Origin of the sequence: Streptomyces sp. NPDC051907 (assembly GCF_040681075.1) — a bacterium.
GTDB lineage: Bacteria > Actinomycetota > Actinomycetes > Streptomycetales > Streptomycetaceae > Streptomyces.
On sequence record NZ_JBFAYB010000125.1, the window covers coordinates 1 to 20479 of the forward strand.

The following is a 20479-nucleotide window of genomic DNA, read 5'->3' on the forward strand; positions in this document are numbered from 1 at the left end:
CGGCGGCGTCGACGGCGGCTCCGGCGAGGGAGCGGACGACCGTGGTCGTGGCCCACCGGCTCGCCACCGCGGCCCGCGGCCGGCGTCGCGTCCCGCGAGCGTGCCCACGGCGGGAGCTCGCGGCCTGCGAGGTCCGTTCGGCCCGCGCCAGGAGGCCGAAGGGGAAGAGCGGCGGACAGACCCTTGCCAGAAGCCGCGGCGGCTGGATTACTGATCGGCAGCACAGGGCGCGACCGAATGATCGGTCGTCCGGTTTGGACGGGAGTTCTCGGCATGACGGACCTGCTGGACGCGGCGGAGCGGCTCAGCCGCGAGGAGCTGGAGGCGCTGCAGCTGGAGCGGCTGCGCAAGACCCTGCGCCACGCGTACGACAACGTCGCCTTCTACCGGCAGTCCTTCGACAAGGCGGGACTGCGTCCCGAGGACTGCCGCAGCCTCGCCGACCTGGCCCGGTTCCCCTTCACCGCCAAGACCGATCTGCGCGACCACTACCCGTTCGGGATGTTCGCCGTGGAGCAGTCCCAGGTCCGGCGGATCCACGCCTCCAGCGGGACGACCGGCCGGCCGACCGTCGTCGGCTACACCGAGCGCGATCTGGACACCTGGGCGGACGTCGTGGCGCGGTCGATCCGCGCGGCCGGCGGCCGGCCGGGCCACAAGGTCCATGTGGCGTACGGATACGGGCTGTTCACCGGCGGCCTCGGCGCGCACTACGGCGCCGAGCGGCTCGGCTGCACGGTCATCCCCGCCTCCGGCGGCATGACCGCCCGCCAGGTGCAGCTGATCCAGGACTTCCGCCCCGAGATCATCATGGTGACGCCCTCGTACATGCTCACTCTGCTGGACGAGTTCGAGCGGCAGGGCGTCGATCCGCGGTCGACCTCTCTCAAGGTCGGCATCTTCGGGGCCGAGCCGTGGACGGAGGAGATGCGCCGGGAGATCGAGGAGCGGTTCGCGATCGACGCCGTCGACATCTACGGACTCTCCGAGGTGATCGGCCCCGGGGTGGCGCAGGAGTGCGTGGAGACCAAGGACGGACTGCACATCTGGGAGGACCACTTCTATCCGGAGGTCGTCGACCCGTTCACGGGCGAGGTGCTGCCGGACGGCGAGTCGGGCGAGCTGGTCTTCACCTCGCTGACCAAGGAGGCCATGCCGGTCGTCCGGTACCGGACGCGGGATCTGACGCGGCTGCTGCCGGGCACGGCCCGCGTGTTCCGGCGGATGGAGAAGGTGACCGGGCGCAGCGACGACATGGTGATCCTGCGCGGGGTCAACCTCTTCCCCACCCAGATCGAGGAGATCGTGCTGCGCACCCCGCACGTCGCCCCGCACTTCCAGCTGCGGCTGACACGCGAGGGCCGGCTGGACGCGCTGACCGTGCGGGCGGAGGCCCGGGCCGAGGCGACCTCCGAGCAGCGGGCGGCAGCCGAGCAGGCCATCGCGACGGCCGTGAAGGACGGCATCGGGGTCTCCGTGACGGTCGAGGTGGTCGACCCGGAGACGCTCGAGCGGTCGGTCGGCAAGCTCAAGCGCATCGTGGACCTGCGGGACGCCTAGCAGCCGCTCCCGGAGAGCGTGGAGCGGTCACACGTGCTCGCGCCGCATATGGTCGTCGACGGTGTCGATGAGTTCCCGGAGCCGGTCGCGGGTGGCCCAGGAGAGGCGCGGCCCGAGCCCGTCGGGGCCGGGGAAGAGCACGAGCGCCCGCTGCGCCTCGGTGGTGTAGGCGGCGGCCGGCTGGTAGCAGTAGGGGTGCTCGGCGCTCACCGCCGACCGGACGCTGTCCGCGAAGGACCGGTCGCCCTCGTCCATGAGGACGGCGTCGAAGCCGAACAGATGGGGAAAGGTCTGCAGGAACTCCCATCCGTCCATGGGCAGTTCCCCGTACTCCGGCGCGCCCTGGCGGTCGAGCAGCCGCACCAGCTCGGCCAGGGTGCGCAGATACTCGGCCGGGTCCATTGCTCCGGCCGCGCGCGCCGTCTTCTCGCGGAACGCCGGCGGGAAGGCGTCGAGCGTGCCCAGCCGGGCGACGGTCTCGGCCGCGAAGTCCAGCACGCCGGACGCCGCGTAGACGGAGCAGTTCCAGTGCGCGGTCCAGTTGTCGCCGACCACGCGGATGTACCGCTGGATCGCCTCGTCCAGGGGCAGCCTCCCGCCCGACTCCTGGGCCGCGACGGCGATGTCGAGGAGCCGCAGCGCCGGGCCGTCCGAGAACAGCGACACCGGGGACGGCTGCGGATGACGTGCCTGGCTCATTCCCAGAACGGTACCGGGACCCGCAAGTCGCCCAGCGACCCTCAGGAGGCCGTGAAGCGGTCCCTCAGCTCCCGCTTGAGGATCTTGCCGCTGGCGTTGCGCGGGAGCTCGTCCACGAACAGGATCCTCTTCGGGGCCTTGAAGTGGGCGAGCCGCTCCTTCGCATGGGCGATCAGCTCGGCCTCGCCGACCTCCTCGCGCGCGACGACCACCGCGGTCACCGCCTCGATCCAGCGCTCGTCCGGCAGTCCGATCACCGCGGTCTCCGCGACGGACGGGTGCGTGTAGAGCGCGTCCTCGACCTGCCGGGACGCGACCAGCACGCCGCCGGAGTTGATGACGTCCTTGACCCGGTCGACGACGGTGAAGTACCCCTGCGCGTCGCGGACGGCGAGGTCGCCGGAGCGGAACCAGCCGTCGCGGAACGCCTCCTCGGTCTCCTGCGGCTTGTTCCAGTACCCCTCGCACAGCTGCGGCGAGCGGTAGACGACCTCGCCGGCCGTGCCGTCCGCCACCTCCTTGCCGTCCTCGTCGACGACCCTCGCCTCGACGAACAGGACGGGCCGGCCGCAGGACTCCATCCGGCCCTCGTGCTCGTCGGGGCCGAGGACGGTGGCGAGCGGACCGATCTCGCTCTGCCCGAAGCAGTTGTAGAAGTCCAGCTCCGGCAGGCGCTCGCGGAGCCTCTGCAGCACGGGCACGGGCATGATCGACGCCCCGTAGTACGCCTTGCGCAGCGCGCCGAGCTCGCGCGAGGCGAACTCCGGGTGGCCGGCGAGGCCGATCCACACGGTGGGCGGCGCGAACAGGCTGTCGGCGCGCCCCTCTTCGACGAGGTCGAAGATCTGGACCGGGTCGGGAGCGTCGACGATGGTGTTCTCCGCGCCGACCGCGAGGTAGGGCAGCAGAAAGACGTGCATCTGGGCCGAGTGGTACAGCGGCAGCGAGTGCACGGGCTTGTCGTGCCGTGTCAGGTCGAGCGCGGCGACGGCGCTGACGTACTCGTGCACCAGGGCGCGGTGGGTCATCATCGCGCCCTTGGGCAGGGCGGTGGTGCCCGAGGTGTAGAGCAGCTGGACCAGGTCCTCGGCCTCCGGCGCCCGCTCGGGCGTGAAGGGCCGGGGCGTGCGCAGCTCCTCGAGCAGCGAGCCGTCCGCGTCCCGCAGCGGCCGTACGGCGAGGCCTTCGGGGAGCCGGGGCGCGAGGTCGGGGTCGGCGAGGACGAGGGAGCTGCCGGACTGCTCGAGGATATAGCGGAGGTCGTCGCCGGCGAGGTTCTGGTTGACGGGGACATGGACGAACCCGGCCCGGGCGCAGGCGAGGAAGCCGATGAGGTACGCGTCGGAGTTGTGACCGTACGAGGCGACGCGGTCGCCTGGACGCAGCCCATGGCCGGCGAGGACGCCGGCCGCGGTGGTGACGGCGGCGTCGAGGCCGGCGTAGCTCCACTCCCGGTCGCGGTACCGCACGGCGGTCTGGTCGGGGGTGCGGCGGGCGCTGCGCCGCACGATGCCGTCGACTGTGCTGCTGCGTACACCTGTCATGGCGCGATCCTGGGCGGGCGCCCGGTGGCCGGTCAAGGCCGCAGGCGCCGAACGGGTGTTGACAGGGCGTCCGGTGGGCTGACTGCATGGCCCGACAAGCTCTGACTTCTCACTCGTTGGGAGGCACGTTGCTCTTCCGCACCCGCTTGAGACGGCTCACGCTCACCGGCGTGGCCCTGCTGACGGCCGCCGCCGTGCTGCCGCCGGCAGCCGCTGCCGACACCCGTGACGGCCACCGCCCTGACGGACGGCCCCACGCCGGCGGCCTGTCCGCCGTCATCCGCTATACCGAGCACGGCATTCCGCACATCGTCGCCAAGGACTACGCGAACCTCGGCTTCGGCAGCGGCTGGGCGCAGGCCGCCGACCAGGTGTGCGTCCTCGCCGACGGCTTTGTGACCGTACGAGGCGAGCGCTCGCGCTTCTTCGGCCCGGACGCGGCCACCGACGGCTCGCTCTCCTCGGCGTCGAGGAACCTCGCCAGCGATCAGTACTTCGGCGGCGTCCGCGACGCGCGCACGGTCGAGAAGCTGCTCGCCGCACCCGCGCCGACCGGCGCCGGACGGCAGGTCAAGGAGCTGATGCGGGGCTGGGCGGCCGGCTACAACGCCTGGCTCGCACAGAACCGCGTCACCGACCCGGCGTGCAGGAACGCGCCGTGGGTCCGTCCGGTGAGCACGCTGGACGTCGCCCGGCGCAACTTCGCCGTCGCGGTGCTCGGCGGCCAGGGACGCGCCGTCGACGGGATCACCGCCGCCCAGCCGCCGGCCTCGCCCGGCGCGCCGGCCGGCGCCGCATCCGACCGAGCTACCGACCCGGCTCCCGACCCCGCCGCGGACCTGGCGGCGGCCGACACGGCGAAGGCGTGCGCCGCGGTGCTCCCGGGCGACCCGCAGGCGTGCGGGGTGCTCGAACGCTGGGACCGCACGACGGACGTGGAGAGCCGGGGCGCGCTGCTCTTCGACCGCTTCTGGCGCAAGTTCACCGCGGCGGTCCCGCAGACAGCGCAGTGGAAGGTCCCGTTCTCGGCGACCGACCCGGTGCGCACGCCGCACACTCTCGACACCGCCTCGCCGGGCTTCGCCAAGGCGCTGCGGGACGCGGTCGCCGAGCTGCGCGCGGCCGGCATCCCGCTGGACGCTCCGCTGGGCGAGGGTCAGTTCGTCGTGCGCAACGGCAAGCGCATCCCCATCCACGGCGGCACGGAGTCGCTGGGGGTCTGGAACAAGGTCGAGCAGGTGTGGAACGCGGCGGGCGGCGGCTATACGGAGACGGTGCACGGTTCCAGCCATATCCAGGCGGTCGGCTGGAACGGCGGGCGCTGCCCCAAGGCGCGCACGCTGCTCGCCTACTCCCAGTCGTCCAATCCGTCATCGCCGCACTTCAGCGACCAGACCGAGCTGTACGCGCGAGAGCGCTGGGTGACGTCGCGGTTCTGCGAGCGGAACATTCTCAGCTCGCCGAAGCTGAGGGTGGTGCGCGTCAGGGGCTGAAGGAGAGGAAGACGAAGCCGGCGAACAGCACCAGATGAACGCCGCCCTGGAGCAGGGTGGCCCGTCCGGGCACCACGGTGAGGGCGCTGACCACGGCGGTGAGCGCGAGCAGCACCATGTGGGTGGCGTCCTCGCCGAGCACCAGCGACCCGGGCAGCCAGATCGTGGCGACCGCGATCACCGGGATCGTCAGCCCGATGCTGGCGATGGCGGAGCCGTAGGCCAGGTTGAGGCTCGTCTGCATGCGGTCGCGGCGCGCGGCGCGGACGGCGGCGAGGGTCTCGGGCATCAGGACCATCAGGGCGATGGCGACGCCGACGACGGCCGTGGGCAGGCCCGCCGACTCGACCGCCTCCTCGATGGTCGGCGAGACGAGCTTGGCGTTGCCGACGACGGCGACGAGCGCCACGAACAGCAGCGCCACGCTCCACCACGTCCGGCTGACGGTGGGCAGCGGGGCGTGCTCCTCGTGGTCGTCCAGGGGGCCGCTCTCGTCGCCGTCGCGGGCGACGGGCAGGAAGTACTCGCGGTGCCGGACGGTCTGGACGGCGACGAAGAGGCCGTAGAGGCAGATCGAGGCGGTCGCGGCGAACGCCAGCTGGGCCGTCGTGAACTCCGGTCCGGGATGGCTGGTCGTGAACGAGGGCAGTACCAGGGTCATGGTGGCGAGGGTGCAGACGGTCGCCAGCGCCCCGCCCGAGCCCTCGGCGTGGAAGACGGCGACGCGGTTGCGGACCGCGGCGACCAGCAGGGACAGCCCGACGATGCCGTTGCAGGTGATCATGACGGCGGCGAAGACGGTGTCCCGGGCGTAGGAGGACGCCTTGTTTCCGCCGCTCGCCATCAGGGTGACGATCAGGCCGACTTCGATGACGGTCACGGCGACGGCGAGGACGAGCGAGCCGAAGGGCTCGCCGACGCGGTGCGCGACGACCTCGGCATGGTGCACGGCCGCCAGGACCGCGCCGATCAGACAGAGGGCGACCAGGCTGACGGCGAGGCCGGGCAGGGAGCGTCCCCAGCCGAGCACCAGGGAGACCACGGCGACGACGGGCGCCCAGGTGGACCACTGAGACATCAGCGCTGCCGTGCCGGACTTCATGCGGCCACGCTGCCAGCCGACCGGGCGGGTCGCGCGGGGTACTGGGCCAACGGGGTCCTGCGCGGGGTCTCCCGTACGCACTGCTCTCGGGCCGGGTCCTCCGTGCGCGCCGCACTCCGCCCGGCTCCTCCGGCCCGGGCCCTCCGTGCCCCGTCCTCGCTGCACGGACCGCTCTCCGCCCGGGTCCTTCGTACGCCTCCGCTCTCCGCCCGGGTCCGCCGTACACCCCGCACTCCGCCCGGGCATCCCGCACGCACCGCTCTCGAGCCGGGTCCTCCGTACACCCAGCACTCTGCCCCGGGTTCTCCGGTGCGCCCCGCCCTCCGCCCCGGGCCTCTCGCACGCACCGCTCGTTCCCCGGCGCCTCGCTCCCCCGCGCCGCGGCCGTCCGCGCGGCTACGCAGGGCCGGCCCCCCGCGTAGCCGGCCCTGCGGATCGAGCTCTCTCAGAGCGGCCGGTCGTGCCCTTCCCAGTAGGGGTCCCGCAGTCGGCGCTTGTAGAGCTTGCCGTTCGGGTCGCGGGGCATCGACTCGATGAAGTCCACGGTCTTGGGCCGCTTGTACCCCGCCAGCCGCCGCTCGCAGTGGGCGAGGATCTCGGCGGCCAGCGCCGCGTCCCCCGTATGCCCGTCGGCCGGCTCGACGACCGCCTTGACCTCCTCGCCCCAGTCGGCGTGCGGAATGCCGAAGGCGGCGGCGTCGGCGACGGCGGGATGGGCGAGCAGCGCCGACTCGATCTCGGCGGGGTAGATGTTGACCCCGCCCGAGATGATCATGTCGATCTTGCGGTCGCGGAGGAAGAGGTAGCCGTCCGCGTCGAGGACCCCGAGGTCGCCGACGGTGAAGAAGTCGCCGATCCGGTTCTTCGCCGTCTTGGCCTCGTCCTTGTGGTAGCTGAAGCCGCCGGTGCTCATCTTCATGTAGACCGTGCCCAGCTCCCCCGGCGGCAGCCGCCTCCCGTCGTCGTCGAAGACGGCGAGCTCGCTGATGGGCCAGGCCCTGCCGACCGTGCCCGGCTTCTTCAGCCAGTCCTCGGCGGTCGCGAACGCGCCTCCGCCCTCGCTCGCCGCGTAGTACTCCTCCACACAGCTCCCCCACCAGTCGATCATCGCCCGCTTGACGTGCTCAGGGCAGGGCGCGGCGCCGTGGATGGCGTGCCGCATCGACGAGACGTCGTACCTCTCCTTCACCTCGTCGGGCAGCGCCAGCAGCCGGTGGAACTGGGTCGGCACCATATGGGTGTGGGTGCAGCCGTACGCGTCGATCAGCCGCAGCATCTCCTTCGGCGTCCACTTGTCCATCAGCACGAGCCGATGGCCGATGTGCAGAGCGGCGCCCGCGAACTGGAGCACCGCCGTGTGGTAGAGCGGCGAGCAGACCAGATGGACGTTGCCGTCGAACGGCTTGATGCCGAAGATGCCGAGGAAGCCGCCGAGGTAGGTCTCCTCGGGGAGTCTGCCGGAGAGCGGGCGACGGATGCCGCGGGGCCGGCCGGTGGTGCCGGAGGTGTAGTTCATGACCCAGCCCAGCGACCGGTCGGCGGGCGGGGAAGCGGGCCGGCCGTCGAGGAGCTCGGCGTACGGACGGAATCCCGTGACCTGGCCCACGGCGTAGCGGTGGCTCGCGGGCAGCTCCGCCTCGTCGGCGGCGGCCCGCGCCGCGTCCGCGAACCGCTCGTGCGCGATGAGGACCTTGGCGCCCGAGTCGGCGACGATCCAGGCGATCTCGGGGCCTACGAGGTGGTGGTTGACGGGGACGAGGTAGAGCCCGGCCTGGGAGGCGGCGAGGTAGGCGGTGAGGAACTCGACCGAGTTGGGCAGGACGACCGCGAACGCGTCGCCCTGGCCGAGTCCGGCCGCGCGCAGACCGTGGACGAGCTGGTTCACGGCGGCGTGCAGCCGTGCGGCGGTCCACTCCTCGCCGTCCGGCGCGATCAGGACCGTGCGGTCGGGGTCGGCGCTCGCCTGCGCCCAGAATCCGTTGGGGGGCTGGTTCATGACTGGCTCCGTCCCGCGATGCGGCCGAGTCGGTCCACGGCTCGCTCGAAGCCGCGGGTCAGGTCGTCGAAGACGGCCTGGACGCTGCGCTCCTCGGTCATCCGGCCGACGATCTGGCCGACCGGCGTGCCCAGCAGCGGTTCCACCTCGTGCTTCTGGATACGGGAGACGGCCTCGGCGACCAGCAGCCCCTGGAGCGGCATGGGCAGGGCGCCCGGGCCGCCGGGGTCGTCCCAGGCGTCGGTCCACTCGGTGCGCAGCTGGCGTGCGGGCTTGCCGGTCAGGGCGCGGGAGCGGACCGTGTCGCCCGAGCCCGCGGCGAGGAGTTTGGCGGTCAGCGCGCGGGAGTGCAGATCGGCCTCGAGGGTGGTGAGCCAGAGCGAGCCGAGCCACGCGCCCTGCGCGCCGAGGGCGAGCGCGGCGGCGATCTGCTCGCCGCTGCCGATGCCTCCGGCGGCGAGCACGGGCAGCGGGCCGACGGCCTCGACGACTTCGGGCGTGAGCACCATGGAGGCGATCTCCCCGGTGTGGCCGCCTGCCTCGTAGCCCTGCGCGACCACGACGTCGATGCCCGCCTCGGCGTGGCGGCGGGCGTGCTTGGCGCTGCCGGCGAGGGCGGCGACGAGGACGCCGTGGTCGTGGGCGCGCTCGACGACGTCGGCGGGCGGGGAGCCGAGCGCGTTGGCGAGCAGCTTGATCGGGTAGTCGAAGGCGACGTCGAGCTGGGTGCGGGCGACCTGCTCCATCCAGCCGGTGATGCGCCAGCCGGACGCCTCGCCCTCGGCGAGCTCGGGCACGCCGTGCTGGGCGAGGGTGTCGTCGACGAACTGCCGGTGGCCCGCGGGGATCATCGCCTCGACGTCGGCCTCGGTCACCCCCTCGACCTTCTTGGCGGGCATGACGACGTCCAGGCCGTAGGGCTTGCCGTCGGTGTGGGCCTGCATCCAGTCGAGGTCGCGTTTGAGCTCGTCGGGCGCGGTGTAGCGGACCGCGCCGAGCACGCCGAAGCCGCCGGCCCGGGTGATGGCCGCGGCGACCGCTGGGAACGGCGTGAAGCCGAAGATGGCGTGCTCGATGCCCAGTTGTCTGCTCAGCTCCGTCTCCATGGGCGGCAGGATGCCGCAGCCCGGCGGACGAGGGAAGAGATTTTCTGATGCCGTGTCAGATTCTTCGGTTTCCTTGAATGGTTGACAACGACTCCGCTCCGCAAGAAAGTTTCACTGCCGAAGGGGATCCCGAAAGATACTTTCAGGAGGGTGCCGGATGACCGAGGACGCGGCGGGCAGAGGGATCAGCCGGCGCAGACTGGGCGGCGGGGTGCTGGCTCTGGGCGGGGCGCTCGCGCTGGCCCCGATCCCGTTCGCCCAGGCGGCTTCGGGCCCCGGCGCCCTGGGCGGCGGGGCGGGCGCGGGGACGGGACCGCGAGGCGGGGACGGCGGCCGGACGGGCGCCGCCGGAAAGCCGCGGCCCACGCTGCGGCCCGGCTCCCCCGAGCAGGCCGGGCTGATCCCCGGCCATCTGGACCGGCTCGTGGCCGACGCCGAGAAGTTCCTCGACCCCTCCCCCAAGCACCCCTGGTACGCCGGGGCCGTGCTGCTCGCCGGGCGCGGCGGAACCGTCGCCCTGCACAAGCCGATCGGCATGGCCGTGCGCTACGCGGCGTACGACGAGACGACGGACACGGGCGTGGAGCTCCCGGCCGAGCAGCAGATTCCGATGGCCGGGGACACCGTCTTCGATCTGGCGTCCGTCTCCAAGCTGTTCACCTCGATCCTCGCCGTGCAGCAGATCGAGCGCGGCGCGCTGGAGCTCGAGGCGCCGGCGGCCTCCTACCTTCCGGATTTCGGCGGCGCAGGCAAGCAGGATGTGACGGTACGCCAGCTGCTGACCCACACCTCGGGGTTCCGCGCCTGGATTCCGCTGTTCAAGGAGCCGACGCGGGAGGCGATGCTCAGTCGGCTCTGGAACGAGACGCTCGCCAGCCCGCCCGGCGCCAAGTACCTCTACTCCGACCTCAATCTGATCTCGCTACAGCTGATCCTGGAAGAGATCACCGGTAGCACTCTGGATGTCCTGCTCCGAAACGAGATCACCGCTCCGCTCGGCATGCACCGCACTCTCTTCAATCCGCCCGCCTCCTGGAAGCCGAAGATCGCCGCCACCGAGGACGCCCGGCTGCCCTGGTCCGGCCTCGACCGCGGCCTGGTGTGGGGCGAGGTGCACGACGAGAACGCGTACGGGTTCGGCGGGGTCGCCGGCCACGCCGGCGTCTTCTCCTGCGCCTGGGACCTCGCCGTCCTCGCCCGCACCCTCCTCAACGGCGGCGTGTACGGGCGGCGGCGCATCCTGGGCCCGGAGTCCGTGGAGCTGATGTTCACCGACTTCAACAACGCCTTCCCCGGCGACGAGCACGGCCTCGGCTTCGAGCTCTACCAGCACTGGTACATGGGCGCGATGGCCACGCCCCGCTCCGCCGGCCACACCGGCTTCACAGGCACCTCGCTGGTTCTCGACCCGACCACCGACTCGTTCCTGATCGTGCTCGGCAACTCCGTTCACCCCGTCCGCGGCTGGCGCTCCGGCAGCGCCCCGCGCGTCGCCGCCGCGAACAACATGGCCCGCGCGGTCGCCGTCCGGCCGGCGCACGGACGCACCGCCTGGTTCTCCGGGATGGCCGCCGCGAGGTCCGCCACGCTCACCCTGCCCCCGCTGGCCCTCGCCTCCGAGCGGGCGCGGCTGCGGTGCTCGCTGTGGTGGGACACCGAGCCGGGGTCGGACGCGCTGTTCCTGGAGGCGTCGACGGACGAGGGGGCGACATGGCGGCCGGTGCCGTTCACCACCGTACGGAAGTCGGCGGAGCCGCAGCCGCATCCCGCGGGGACGGCGACCGGCTGGTCCGGGCGGGTCTGGCATCTGCTGACGGCGGACCTGGCGGCCTGGCGCGGGGCGAGGGCGCGACTGCGCTGGCGCTATACGACCGACCAGCTCTATGTGGGCCGCGGGGTGTACGTGGACGGGCTGCGGGTGGAAGACCGCGGCCGTCCCGTGTTCGACGGCTCCCGCCCCAAGGAGGCGGCACTGATCGAGACGGACGGCTGGACGGCGTCCCGGGACTGAGGGGAGATGTGGCGTGGGCGTGGGCGTGGCGGGGGCTTGCCCAGGTGCGGGGCGCCGGCGCGAGGGCCCCGCGTCCGGACGGACAGGGCCCGTCCCGGACGACAAGTCCGGGTCCTGGGCCGCCGCGTGACGAGGGCTGCCCGGTACGGGGCACCGACGCGAGAGCCCCGCATCCGGGACGGACAGGGCCTTCCGCGAGCCTGCCGGGCCCGGCCCGGACGACAGGCCCGGGCCCCGGGCCACCGCGTGACGAGGCCTGCCCGGTACGGGGCGCCGGCGCGAGGGCCCGCACCCGGACGGACAGAGCCCGTCCCGGACGACAAGCCCGCCCCCCGGCCCGCTGGCTGAGAGGCCGTCAGGCCAGGTCGTCGCGCCGGCGACGATCGCGACCGCGCCGGTCAGCCCTGATCACGCCGCAGGCCGAGAACCGGTGGCGGCCCGCCGGAACGGCCGCAGCCCCCGGCCGCCGCCCCCGTCCACCCCGCCGCCCCGCCGCCCCCGTCGCAGTGGCCCAGCGCCGCCATCGCCGCGTTGTGTCCCGGCACCCCGCTGACCCCGCCGCCGCGCACCGCGCCCGCCCCGCACAGGAGCACGTTGGCGTGTGCCGTCTCGACGCCCCAGCGCCCGGTGGACTCCGATGCGTAGGGGAAGGAGAGGTCGCGGTGGAAGATGTGGCCGCCGGGCAGCCGCAGGTCCGCCTCCAGGTCCAGGGGGGTCTTCGCCTCGATGCACGGCTGTCCGTGCTCGTCCAGCGCGAGGCAGTCCTCGATCGGCTCGTCCAGATGGGCGTCGAGCTGGGCGAGCGTGGCCGCCAGCAGTTCGGCGCGCGCCGCCTCGTTGTCCGCGGCGAAGAGCCTGGCCGGGGTGTGCAGCCCGAACAGGGTCAGCGTCTGGTACCCCTGGGCGACCAGCTCGGGAGCGAGGATCGTGGGGTCGGTCAGCGAGTGGCAGTAGATCTCCGAGGGCGGCGCGCTGGGCAGCCGCCCGTCGGCCGCCTCGCGGTAGGCGGTCGCCAACTGCCCGTACCCCTCGGCGACATGGAAGGTCCCCGAGAACGCCTCGCGGGGGTCGACGGACCGGTCGCGCAGCCGTGGCAGCCGGCTCAGCAGCATGTTCACCTTGAGCTGCGCGCCCTCGGCGGCGGCGGGCGGCTCGTCGCCGAGCAGTTCGGCCAGCGCCTGCGGCGAGGCGTTCACCAGCACCTGGCGGGCCGCGACCGTGCCCTGCGCGCCGTGGGAGCGGTAGGTCACCTCCGCCCGCTCTCCGTCGGTCTCCACGCGGGTCGCCTCGTGCAGGACGCGGATCTCCGCGCCCGCCGCCCTGGCCGCGTCAGCGAGCGCGTCGGTCAGCGCGCCCATGCCGCCCACGGGCACGTCCCAGTCGCCCGTGCCGCCGCCGATGACGTGGTAGAGGAAGCAGCGGTTCTGGACGAGCGAGGGGTCGTGAGCGTCGGCGAAGGTGCCGATCAGGGCGTCGGTGAGCACCACTCCGCGTACGAGGTCGTCGGCGAACCGCTTCTCGATCGCGACGCCGACGGGCTCCTCGAACAGCTCCCGCCACGCGCGCTCGTCGTCGATGCGGGCCCGCAGCTCCTCGCGGGTGGGCAGCGGCTCGGTGAGGGTGGGGAAGACCCGCTGGGCGAGCCGCGCGGTCATCCCGTAGAACTCCTGCCAGGCCGCGTACTCGCTCTCTCCGCCGGTGATCTCCGCGAAGGACTCGCGGGTCCGGCCGCCGCCCACGAGCAGGCCGCCGGCGCCCTTCGGCGTGTACGAGGAGACGGTGCGCTTGCGGACCGCGAAGTCCAGCCCCAGATCGCGGACGATCTTGTCGGGCAGCAGCGACACGAGGTACGAGTACTGCGACAGCCGGGCGTCGACTCCGTCGAAGGGACGCGCGGACAGGGCGGCGCCTCCGGTGACGCCGCGCCGTTCCAGTACGAGGACGGAGCGTCCGGCGCGGGCGAGATAGGCGGCGGCGACCAGACCGTTGTGGCCGCCGCCCACGATCACTGCGTCATACATGGTGTGTGCGGGCATGGCCGGACCCTAGCCGCTATCGGCCGAGCGCGCCCCGTTGCTGTCGCAGGGCGGCCACCCGCCGGTACAGCTCGACCGCCTCGGTGTGCCGGCCCAGCTGCTCCAGGCAGTGCGCCTCGTCGTTGCGGCTGGCCAGCGCGTCGGGATGGTCCATGCCCAGCACCCGCTCGCGCGCGTCGGCGACCTTTCCGTAGACGGCGAGCGCGTCGCCCCAGCGGCCCAGCCAGCCCAGGCCGACGGCGACCTCGCGACGGCTGACCAGGGTGTCGGGATGGTCCGCGCCCAGCACCCGTTCGCGCAGGGCCAGCACGTCGCGCGACTCGGCGAGCGCCTCCTCCCAGCGGGCGAGCCGGCCGAGGTTCACGCCCAGGCCGTGGCGGGCGCGCAGGGTCTCGGGGTCGGCCGGGCCCTGGACGCGGGTGCGGTCGTCGACGAGGTCGCGGTAGAGCTCCAGGGCCTCGGCGCTGCGGCCGAGCCGGCCGAGGCTGATGCCGACCTCGTAGCGGGCGGCGAGGGTGTCGGGGTGGTCCGAGCCCAGCGCCTGGGCGCGTGCCGAGGCGACCTCGCGGTAGGTCTGCAGGGCCTCGGTCCACCGCCCCAGCTGGCCGAGCGCGTAGGCCACCTCGTAGCGGGTGACCAGGGTGTCGGGGTGGCCGGCGCCGAGCACGCGGGCGCGCGCGGCCGCTACCTCGTACGCCATCTGGTACGAGTCCTCGAGCCGGCCGAGCCTGCTGAGGTTGTAGGCGAGGTTGTGGCGACATCGCAGCGTGTCGGGGTGCTCGTGGCCCATCGTCCGCTCGCGGGAGTCCAGGACCGCCGCGTACAGCTGGTGCGCCTCGAAGTGCCGCCCGAGCTGGCCGAGGACGTACGCCATCTCCTGGCGGGCGGCGAGCGTCTCGGGGTGGTCGGCCCCCATGGTCCGCTCGCGCCCGTCGGCGACCCGTCCGAACTCCCGCAGCGCGTCCGCGGCCCGTCCGGTCCGGCTGAGCGTGAAGCCGACCTCGTAGCGGCTGGCCAGGGTGTCGGGGTGGTCGGGGCCGAGGGTGTGCTCGCGTTCGACGGCGACCGCGCGGTGCACCTCGCCGGCCTCCTCCCAGCGGCCGAGGCGGCCCAGGCTCAGGCCGGCGTTGTGCCGGCTGGCGAGCACGGCGAGCAGCTCGGGCGGCGGGGTGGGGCGCTCGCGTCTGGGCGGCGGGACGGCGGGTCCGCCGCGCAGGCCGGTGCCCGTCGTCCACTCGCCGGTCAGGCCCGCGCTGTGGTCGGCGGGCGCCGCCTTGACCACGGAGGGGCCCGACGCCTTGAGTCCGGTGGTCATGCCGCGGGTCCAGGAGGGCAGCCGCGGCTCGCGCAGCGGCGACGCGCCGAGCCGGGCCGCGAGCACCAGCGAGTGCGCCGTGCCCGCGCCGACGGCCGCGCCGATGCGGCGGCGCAGCTCCTTGGCGTCCGGGGGCCGCTGCTCGGGTGTCTTGGCGAGCAGGTCGAGGACGATCCGCTCGAAGAACTCCGGTATGTCGGACCGGTGGCTGCGCGGCGGCGTGGGCGGGGTGTCGCGGTGTCCGACGAGGACGGCCCAGGCGTCGTCGAGGTCGAAGGGCGGCACGCCGGTGGAGAGCTCGTACAGCACGCAGCCCAGGGAGTACAGATCGCTGCGGTGGTCGACCTCGCCGCCGCCGATCTGCTCGGGCGACATGTAGTGCGGCGTGCCCATGGCGATGCCGGTGCCGGTGAGGCGGCTGGTGAAGCCGATGTCCTCGCCGAGGCGGGCGATGCCGAAGTCGCAGATCTTCACCGCGCCGTCGGTGAGCCGCATGATGTTGGCGGGCTTCAAGTCCCGGTGGACGATGCCCTGTTCATGGGTGTACGCGAGGGCGTCGGCGACCTGCTCGGCGATGTCGACGACGTCGGGCACGGGCAGCGGGTGCTGCTTGTTCTCCTCCAGCAGCTGGCTGAGATTGAGGCCCTCCAGAAGCTCCATGACGAGGTAGAGCACGCCCTCGTGCTCGCCGAAGTCGTGGACGACGGTCACCCCGCGGTGCTGGAGCGCCGCGGCGACCCGCGCCTCGCGGCGGAAGCGCTCGCGCAGGACCTTGGTGAAGGCGTGGTCGTGCTGAGGTCCCAGCGGCTTGAGGCACTTCACGGCGACCCGCCGCCCCAGCGACTCGTCGCGAGCCCGCCAGACCTCGCCCATGCCCCCGCGCCCGATGAGTTCGAGCAGCCGGTAGCGACCTTGGATCAGCTTGGATTCCGCCATCGCCCGCTGTCGCCCCCGTCGCTTCTGTGCGCCCTCCCCGGCCTGTCCAGTATGGCCGCCTGTCTGCGCAGTTTGTACGGGGCGGGGCGGGTGTCGGCCCCCAGTCGGGCCATCGCTTTCAAGATGTGACCTGGCGGCAGCTGCCAGCGGAGACGGGAGGGAATGCAGCGCAGCACAGTGCCTGTGGCGATGAGTTGACGCGTGACGCGGTCGGGGGTGGGCGCGGGTCTGCCGTACATCTCATGGGCGTACGGGGGCAGTGCGTTGTATGCGACTGAGGCGATGCGCCGCCAGATCAGCTCGCGCGCCGGGACCAGCAGGGTGTGGATGGGCGGGCGGCGCAGGAAATCGTCGACTGTACGGGCGTCGGCTCCGGCCTCGAGTTCGGGTCGTACGGCCGTGAAGTAGGCGGCCAGCTCCGCGGTCGTGGCGGGCGCCAGCTTGGGGTCGATGCCGACGAGCCGGGCGCTGACGCGGTGCTCTTCGACATAGCGGTCGGCCTGGGCCGCGGAGAGGGGGAAGCCGGAGCGGAGCTGCACCTGGAGGTAGGAGTCCACCTCCGCGCAGTGCACCCACAGCAGCAGGTCGGGGTCGTCCACGCCGAGCAGCCGGTGGATCCTGCGGACACGGGCCCCGGCTTTCTCGGCGGCGTCGGCGGTGCCGTAGGTGATGGTGCCGACGAAGTTCGCGGTGCGCAGGAGCCGGCCCCACGCGTCGCGCTGGAAGTCACTGTTGATCATGACTCCGCGCACGGCGCGCGGGTGCAGGGCCTGGAGGTAGAGCGCGCGCACGCCGGCGACCCACATCATCGGGTCGCCGTGCATCTGCCAGGTGACCGAGTCGGGGCCGAAGAGGCCGGGATCCGCTTCGCCGCTCATGTCGCTCGGCGTTCTCGATGTGCTTGGTGTGCTTGGTGTGCTTGGTGTTCAGGGCGTTGCCGGTGTTCTGGGTGTGCTCCGTCGACGGGTCTCATTCTCCGTCCAGCTCCTCTGCTGTCTCAGCGAGCCGCACCACCTGTGCCTCGGTCAGGTGCCGCACCTCCCAGATAAGCGCGGCCACGTCGGCGACTTCCGGCGCGAGTCCGCCGCTTCCTTCCCGGGGGCGCACGCCGGTCAGCGTGCCCAGGACCGCGACGGGCACGCCGAGCACCGCGGCGAAGCCGTCGAGGAGCTCGGCGTCGAGGTCCTTCAGACCGTCGCGCACCATGGCGATGGTCGAAGACGCCATGCAGACTCCGGACATCAGGCACATCACCATGGCCACCGTCGTCCGGTCCAAGTTACGGAGGGCGAGCATCCTCACCAGCAGCGGACCGAACCCCGGGGGATAGTGCCGCTGCCGAGGCGGCTCTATGGGCTGGTCGGGACGCGGCGCCGCAGCCATGGCGCGGGCGCTCTCCCGCAGGCGCTCCCTGTCGGGGGCGGACAGCGGGAGGGCGTACTGCACGAGTAGCGAGACCCTTCTGCCGGCCGCTGCGTCGAAGTCCAGCGCGTCCTCGGGAAGGGGCATGCCTGCGACGAGGAAGAGGTCGTGGCTGCGCAGGCCGAGCCGCTCGGCGAGGTCGCGGAGGAACTCCTCGGTCGGGGGGCCACCCGCGGGAGGGCTGATGTCCTGATCCTGTGTCAGACGCGCCAGGAGGACATCAGGGCCGGGGTAGTACGAGGGTTCCATCGCCGCCACCGTATCGGGAGTGGGAGTCGTTCGAGGGGAGGAGTCCCGCTGGGGGCAGCCCCTTCGAGGCTGCCCCCAGCGGATGCGCCGGTCAAGAGCGCTTCTTGTAGTACTTCCACGCCGAGTCCAGGAACACCCAGCCGTGTCGCGTGAAGGCGGCGCGGGTGATTTCCTTCAGGGGAGTGAACCCCGGCACGTCCTGGGGCATGTAGTGACCGGAGAAGTTCCTGATCTCGGTGAACACACCAGCTGCTCCGACCTCGAAGGTGCCGGCCATGATCACAGGCTTCTCCTCGGCCAGAGAGGTGTGTCCGGGGCCGCCGCCGATGTCCTCCATGTCGTCGTCGTGCATGGCGCGCAGCGAACCGTCCAGGCGGACGATGAAGGTGTAGGTACCGGGGCGGAGGAAGGAACCCGGCGCGAGACCGGCGTCCGGCGGAACGGGGCCCTGCGTCGTGCGGTCCTTGATGTCCGGGCGGAACGGCACCCAGACATAGGGCCCGCAATCGACGTCGTCGAGAGCGCTCTGGGCCCAGGTGCCGCTGCCGGTCCGCAGCCATGAGCCGCCCGCGGAGCCGATGCCCGCGTTCGCACCCGCCGCGGACACGCCCGCCGGTGCGTACAAGGCATTCTTCGCGCTCTTGCCGCCCTTGCCCGGCTTCCCAGGCTTGCCCGGCTTGCCGTCCGTGAGGCACTTGGCGCCCTTCTTGACCTTCTCCAGCGCCTCCTCGACCTTCTTGACCGTCTTCCGCGCGGCAGCGGACTTGTCGAGGAACGCGCCGATGCCCCAGATGGCCTTGCTGATCTTGGGGAGCTTGCCGAGGAGCTTGACCGCCTTGAGGACCGGCAGGTTCTGGACGATCGCCCAGATACAGGTCGGGATATCCGGGTCGTCGATGCACGCCATGATGTCCCCGGCGACGAGGTCGACGAGGATCTCGGCGCCGTTCTCCATGAGGTAGTCGAGGAGGTCCTTGCCGGCGAGCGCCTGCGCGGCCGCGTACTCCTCCTGGGAGATCCCCGCCTCTTCGAGCGCCTGCCTCACCTGGTCGGGGTCGCCCGCCGGCGTCGGCAGGGCCTTGGCTGCCTCCTCACGGGCCTTGCGCTGCTGTTCGCGCTGGTACTCCTCGGCCCGCTTGGCTGCGTCGTCGGCCTCCTTGGCGTAGCCGTCGGCCTTCTTGGCCGCCGTCTCCGCCGATGTCGCGTAGCCCTCGGCGGACGTGGCGAGCTCCGCGGCGGCGGCCGCGTCCTTCTCCGCCTGGGTGGCGGCCGCCTGCGCGCTGGCGGCCTCCTTCTCGGCCAGCGATGCCGCGCCGGCCGCCGCGACGGCCTGGTTCTCCGCGTCGGTGGCCGCGCTGCGGGCCCGTTCGGCCTCTGCCTCGGCCTGGGTGGCGGCGGTACGGGCCGCGGCCGCGTCGGCGTAGGCCTGGTTCGCCGCGTCTCGGGCCGACTTCGCGTCGGCCTGGGCCTGGGCGTCGGCCTGATGGGCCCGTGCCGCCGCCGCTCTGGCCTTGGCGCCGTCCTCGGCCGCATCGGCCGCGGACTTCATCGCCGCGACCGACGAGCGTGCCGCGTCGGCAGAGGAGCGCGCCGCCGCCGAAGCCGCCTTGAAGGCCGGCGCCACCTCGGCGTTCGCCCGCTTCGCCGCCGCCTCGGCCTCCTCGGCCGCCTTGACGGCCTCGGCGGCCCTGGCCTCGGCCTTGTCGACCTCGGACTGCCCCAGCTCCAGTGCGGCCTTGGCCACCTCGGCGGCGAAGTCCGCGGCGACGTCCGTACCGGCGAACGGCGCGGTGAGGGCGATGGCCGTGTTGGCCGGGTCGGCGATGCCCGCCGCGGTGCTGCGGGCCGATGCGGCGGCCTGGACGGCCACCGCGGCCTGCACACGCGCCATGGCCGCCTCGCGGACGGCGCCGTCGGCCTCGTCGCGGGTGCGGTTGGCGGCCTGGAGCGCCTGGTTGGCGTGGATCACCGAGAGGCCGGCGAGTCGCGAGGCCTCGTGCGCGGCGGTACCGGCACGGGCCTCCTGTGCGGTGGCCTCGGCCGCCTTCGAGTCCGCCCGCTGGGCGGAGGCCCGGGTCAACGCGGCCTCCGAAGCCGCCTTGTTCGCCGCGGCGTTGGCCGCGGACGCCGCGGCTTCGGCCTTGTTGGCGGCCGCGTTCGCGGCTGAGGCGTGTGCACTGGCCTGGGAGGCCGCCGCACGTGCCCGGCCCGCGGCGCCGTCTGCCTCGATGGCCGCCTTACGCGACCTCATCGCCGCGCCGGATGCGGCATCGGCGGCGGAACGGGCCTGGCCCGCCGCGGTCTTGGCCGCGTTCGCCGCCGACCGCGCCTCGGTGGCCGCGGCCCGCGCGTCCTGCGCGTGCTCGGTGCCCTGCGCGGCCGCCGCCAGTGCCTCGGCGGCCTTGGCCCGCGCCTCCTCGGCGTTGTGCAGCCGCTCCGCGTCGAACGCCTTGTTGCGTGCGGTGCGGGCGTTGCCCTCTTCGCCCCGCGCCTTCCGGTCCGCCTCGGCGGCGACGCCCTCCTGGGTCTGGGCGTAGCCGCGCTTCTCCGCGGCGGTGGCCGCGGCGGCCTGGGCGTCGGCCCGCTTGGCCGCGGCCGTCCGCTGCTCGGCCTCGGCCAGGACGCGCGCCCTGGCCGCCTTGTCGCGTTCCACCTCGGCGCGCTTGCGTGCGGCGGCCGCCGCCTCGCGCTCCCGTTCGGCGATCACCCGCTGCTCGGAGGCGATCTTCGCCTGCCGCTGGGCCTCGACGCGGGCGTCTCGCGTCTTCTGCGCATGCGCCCACGCGGACTTCTCCGCCGCCTCGGCGTCGATGCGCGCCTGGCGGGACTTGGCCGCCGCGTCCGCGGCGATCTTCGCCTGCTTCGCCGCGGCTCCCGCGAGTTGAGCCGCCGTCTTCGCGTGCTGCTCGGCGTTGGCCCGCCACTTGGCGGCCTGCTGGGCGTGCAGCTCCGCCTGGTTGGCGGCGTTGAGGCCGGCGGCGTCGGGTCGTGACGACCGTGGTGGGTACCG

General features: G+C 73.1%; 12 protein-coding genes and 1 pseudogene. 3 read left to right on the forward strand and 10 right to left on the reverse strand.

Translation table 11 applies throughout. The features are described from left to right. The first annotated feature begins 273 nt into the window (after positions 1-273). Complete coding sequence (gene paaK, locus AB0M39_RS37245; protein WP_365372152.1) at positions 274-1560, forward strand: phenylacetate--CoA ligase PaaK; 1287 nt, start codon at positions 274-276, stop codon at positions 1558-1560. Between the two features lie 27 nt (positions 1561-1587). Here paaK and AB0M39_RS37250 read toward each other — a convergent pair whose 3' ends face one another. Continuing rightward, positions 1588-2259, reverse strand: a complete 672-nt coding sequence (locus tag AB0M39_RS37250) for a hypothetical protein (protein ID WP_365372154.1) — start codon at positions 2257-2259, stop codon at positions 1588-1590. 41 nt (positions 2260-2300) lie between these two features. Beyond that, positions 2301-3803 (reverse strand): acyl-CoA synthetase, encoded by a 1503-nt coding sequence (locus AB0M39_RS37255; RefSeq protein WP_365372156.1) that lies wholly within the window; start codon positions 3801-3803, stop codon positions 2301-2303. 86 nt (positions 3804-3889) lie between these two features. Here AB0M39_RS37255 and AB0M39_RS37260 point away from each other — a divergent pair, with 86 nt between their 5' ends. Continuing rightward, positions 3890-5296 (forward strand): penicillin acylase family protein, encoded by a 1407-nt coding sequence (locus AB0M39_RS37260; RefSeq protein WP_365372159.1) that lies wholly within the window; start codon positions 3890-3892, stop codon positions 5294-5296. Here the strand turns inward: AB0M39_RS37260 and AB0M39_RS37265 are convergent. The 3 genes from AB0M39_RS37265 to AB0M39_RS37275 form a co-directional block, all read right to left on the reverse strand. Beyond that, positions 5286-6398, reverse strand: coding sequence for an ionic transporter y4hA (locus AB0M39_RS37265; protein ID WP_365372162.1), 1113 nt, complete (start codon positions 6396-6398; stop codon positions 5286-5288). The genes AB0M39_RS37260 and AB0M39_RS37265 overlap by 11 nt on opposite strands. A gap of 445 nt (positions 6399-6843) precedes the next feature. Continuing rightward, on the reverse strand, positions 6844-8394 hold the full coding sequence (locus AB0M39_RS37270) for an acyl-CoA synthetase (protein ID WP_365372165.1): 1551 nt from the start codon (positions 8392-8394) through the stop codon (positions 6844-6846). Further along, the gene (locus AB0M39_RS37275) at positions 8391-9500 is read right to left on the reverse strand and encodes a nitronate monooxygenase family protein (RefSeq protein WP_365372168.1); all 1110 of its coding nucleotides are present in this window, start codon (positions 9498-9500) and stop codon (positions 8391-8393) included. The genes AB0M39_RS37270 and AB0M39_RS37275 overlap by 4 nt, the downstream gene beginning before the upstream one ends. A 157-nt stretch (positions 9501-9657) precedes the next feature. Between AB0M39_RS37275 and AB0M39_RS37280 the strand changes: the two genes are divergently transcribed. Further along, positions 9658-11511 carry a serine hydrolase gene (locus tag AB0M39_RS37280; RefSeq protein WP_365372171.1) on the forward strand — a complete coding sequence of 618 codons (1854 nt, stop codon included), beginning with the start codon at positions 9658-9660 and terminating at the stop codon, positions 11509-11511. 398 nt (positions 11512-11909) lie between these two features. Here AB0M39_RS37280 and AB0M39_RS37285 read toward each other — a convergent pair whose 3' ends face one another. The 5 genes and pseudogenes from AB0M39_RS37285 to AB0M39_RS37305 form a co-directional block, all read right to left on the reverse strand. Continuing rightward, positions 11910-13547, reverse strand: coding sequence for an NAD(P)/FAD-dependent oxidoreductase (locus AB0M39_RS37285; protein ID WP_365372174.1), 1638 nt, complete (start codon positions 13545-13547; stop codon positions 11910-11912). 16 nt (positions 13548-13563) lie between these two features. After that, positions 13564-15798, reverse strand: a complete 2235-nt coding sequence (locus AB0M39_RS37290) for a serine/threonine-protein kinase (RefSeq protein ID WP_365372177.1) — start codon at positions 15796-15798, stop codon at positions 13564-13566. After that, positions 15780-16676, reverse strand: a complete 897-nt coding sequence (locus AB0M39_RS37295; RefSeq protein WP_365372180.1) for an oxygenase MpaB family protein — start codon at positions 16674-16676, stop codon at positions 15780-15782. The genes AB0M39_RS37290 and AB0M39_RS37295 overlap by 19 nt, the downstream gene beginning before the upstream one ends. A gap of 91 nt (positions 16677-16767) precedes the next feature. Further along, entirely contained in the window at positions 16768-17469 is a 702-nt protein-coding gene (locus tag AB0M39_RS37300) for a hypothetical protein (RefSeq protein ID WP_365372182.1), read from the reverse strand. Between the two features lie 91 nt (positions 17470-17560). Then, a pseudogene (locus AB0M39_RS37305) lies at positions 17561-20479 on the reverse strand (hypothetical protein); the annotation flags it as partial.

Bases quoted from the DNA above. Each gene is read 5' to 3' on its own strand.
- AB0M39_RS37260 (WP_365372159.1), top strand. From the start codon at position 3,890: ATGGCCCGACAAGCTCTGACTTCTCACTCGTTGGGAGGCACGTTGCTC.
- AB0M39_RS37295 (WP_365372180.1), bottom strand. From the start codon at position 16,676: ATGAGCGGCGAAGCGGATCCCGGCCTCTTCGGCCCCGACTCGGTCACC.
- AB0M39_RS37250 (WP_365372154.1), bottom strand. From the start codon at position 2,259: ATGAGCCAGGCACGTCATCCGCAGCCGTCCCCGGTGTCGCTGTTCTCG.
- AB0M39_RS37290 (WP_365372177.1), bottom strand. From the start codon at position 15,798: ATGGCGGAATCCAAGCTGATCCAAGGTCGCTACCGGCTGCTCGAACTC.
- paaK (WP_365372152.1), top strand. From the start codon at position 274: ATGACGGACCTGCTGGACGCGGCGGAGCGGCTCAGCCGCGAGGAGCTG.
- AB0M39_RS37255 (WP_365372156.1), bottom strand. From the start codon at position 3,803: ATGACAGGTGTACGCAGCAGCACAGTCGACGGCATCGTGCGGCGCAGC.
- AB0M39_RS37275 (WP_365372168.1), bottom strand. From the start codon at position 9,500: ATGGAGACGGAGCTGAGCAGACAACTGGGCATCGAGCACGCCATCTTC.
- AB0M39_RS37300 (WP_365372182.1), bottom strand. From the start codon at position 17,469: ATGGAACCCTCGTACTACCCCGGCCCTGATGTCCTCCTGGCGCGTCTG.
- AB0M39_RS37285 (WP_365372174.1), bottom strand. From the start codon at position 13,547: ATGCCCGCACACACCATGTATGACGCAGTGATCGTGGGCGGCGGCCAC.
- AB0M39_RS37270 (WP_365372165.1), bottom strand. From the start codon at position 8,394: ATGAACCAGCCCCCCAACGGATTCTGGGCGCAGGCGAGCGCCGACCCC.
- AB0M39_RS37280 (WP_365372171.1), top strand. From the start codon at position 9,658: ATGACCGAGGACGCGGCGGGCAGAGGGATCAGCCGGCGCAGACTGGGC.
- AB0M39_RS37265 (WP_365372162.1), bottom strand. From the start codon at position 6,398: ATGAAGTCCGGCACGGCAGCGCTGATGTCTCAGTGGTCCACCTGGGCG.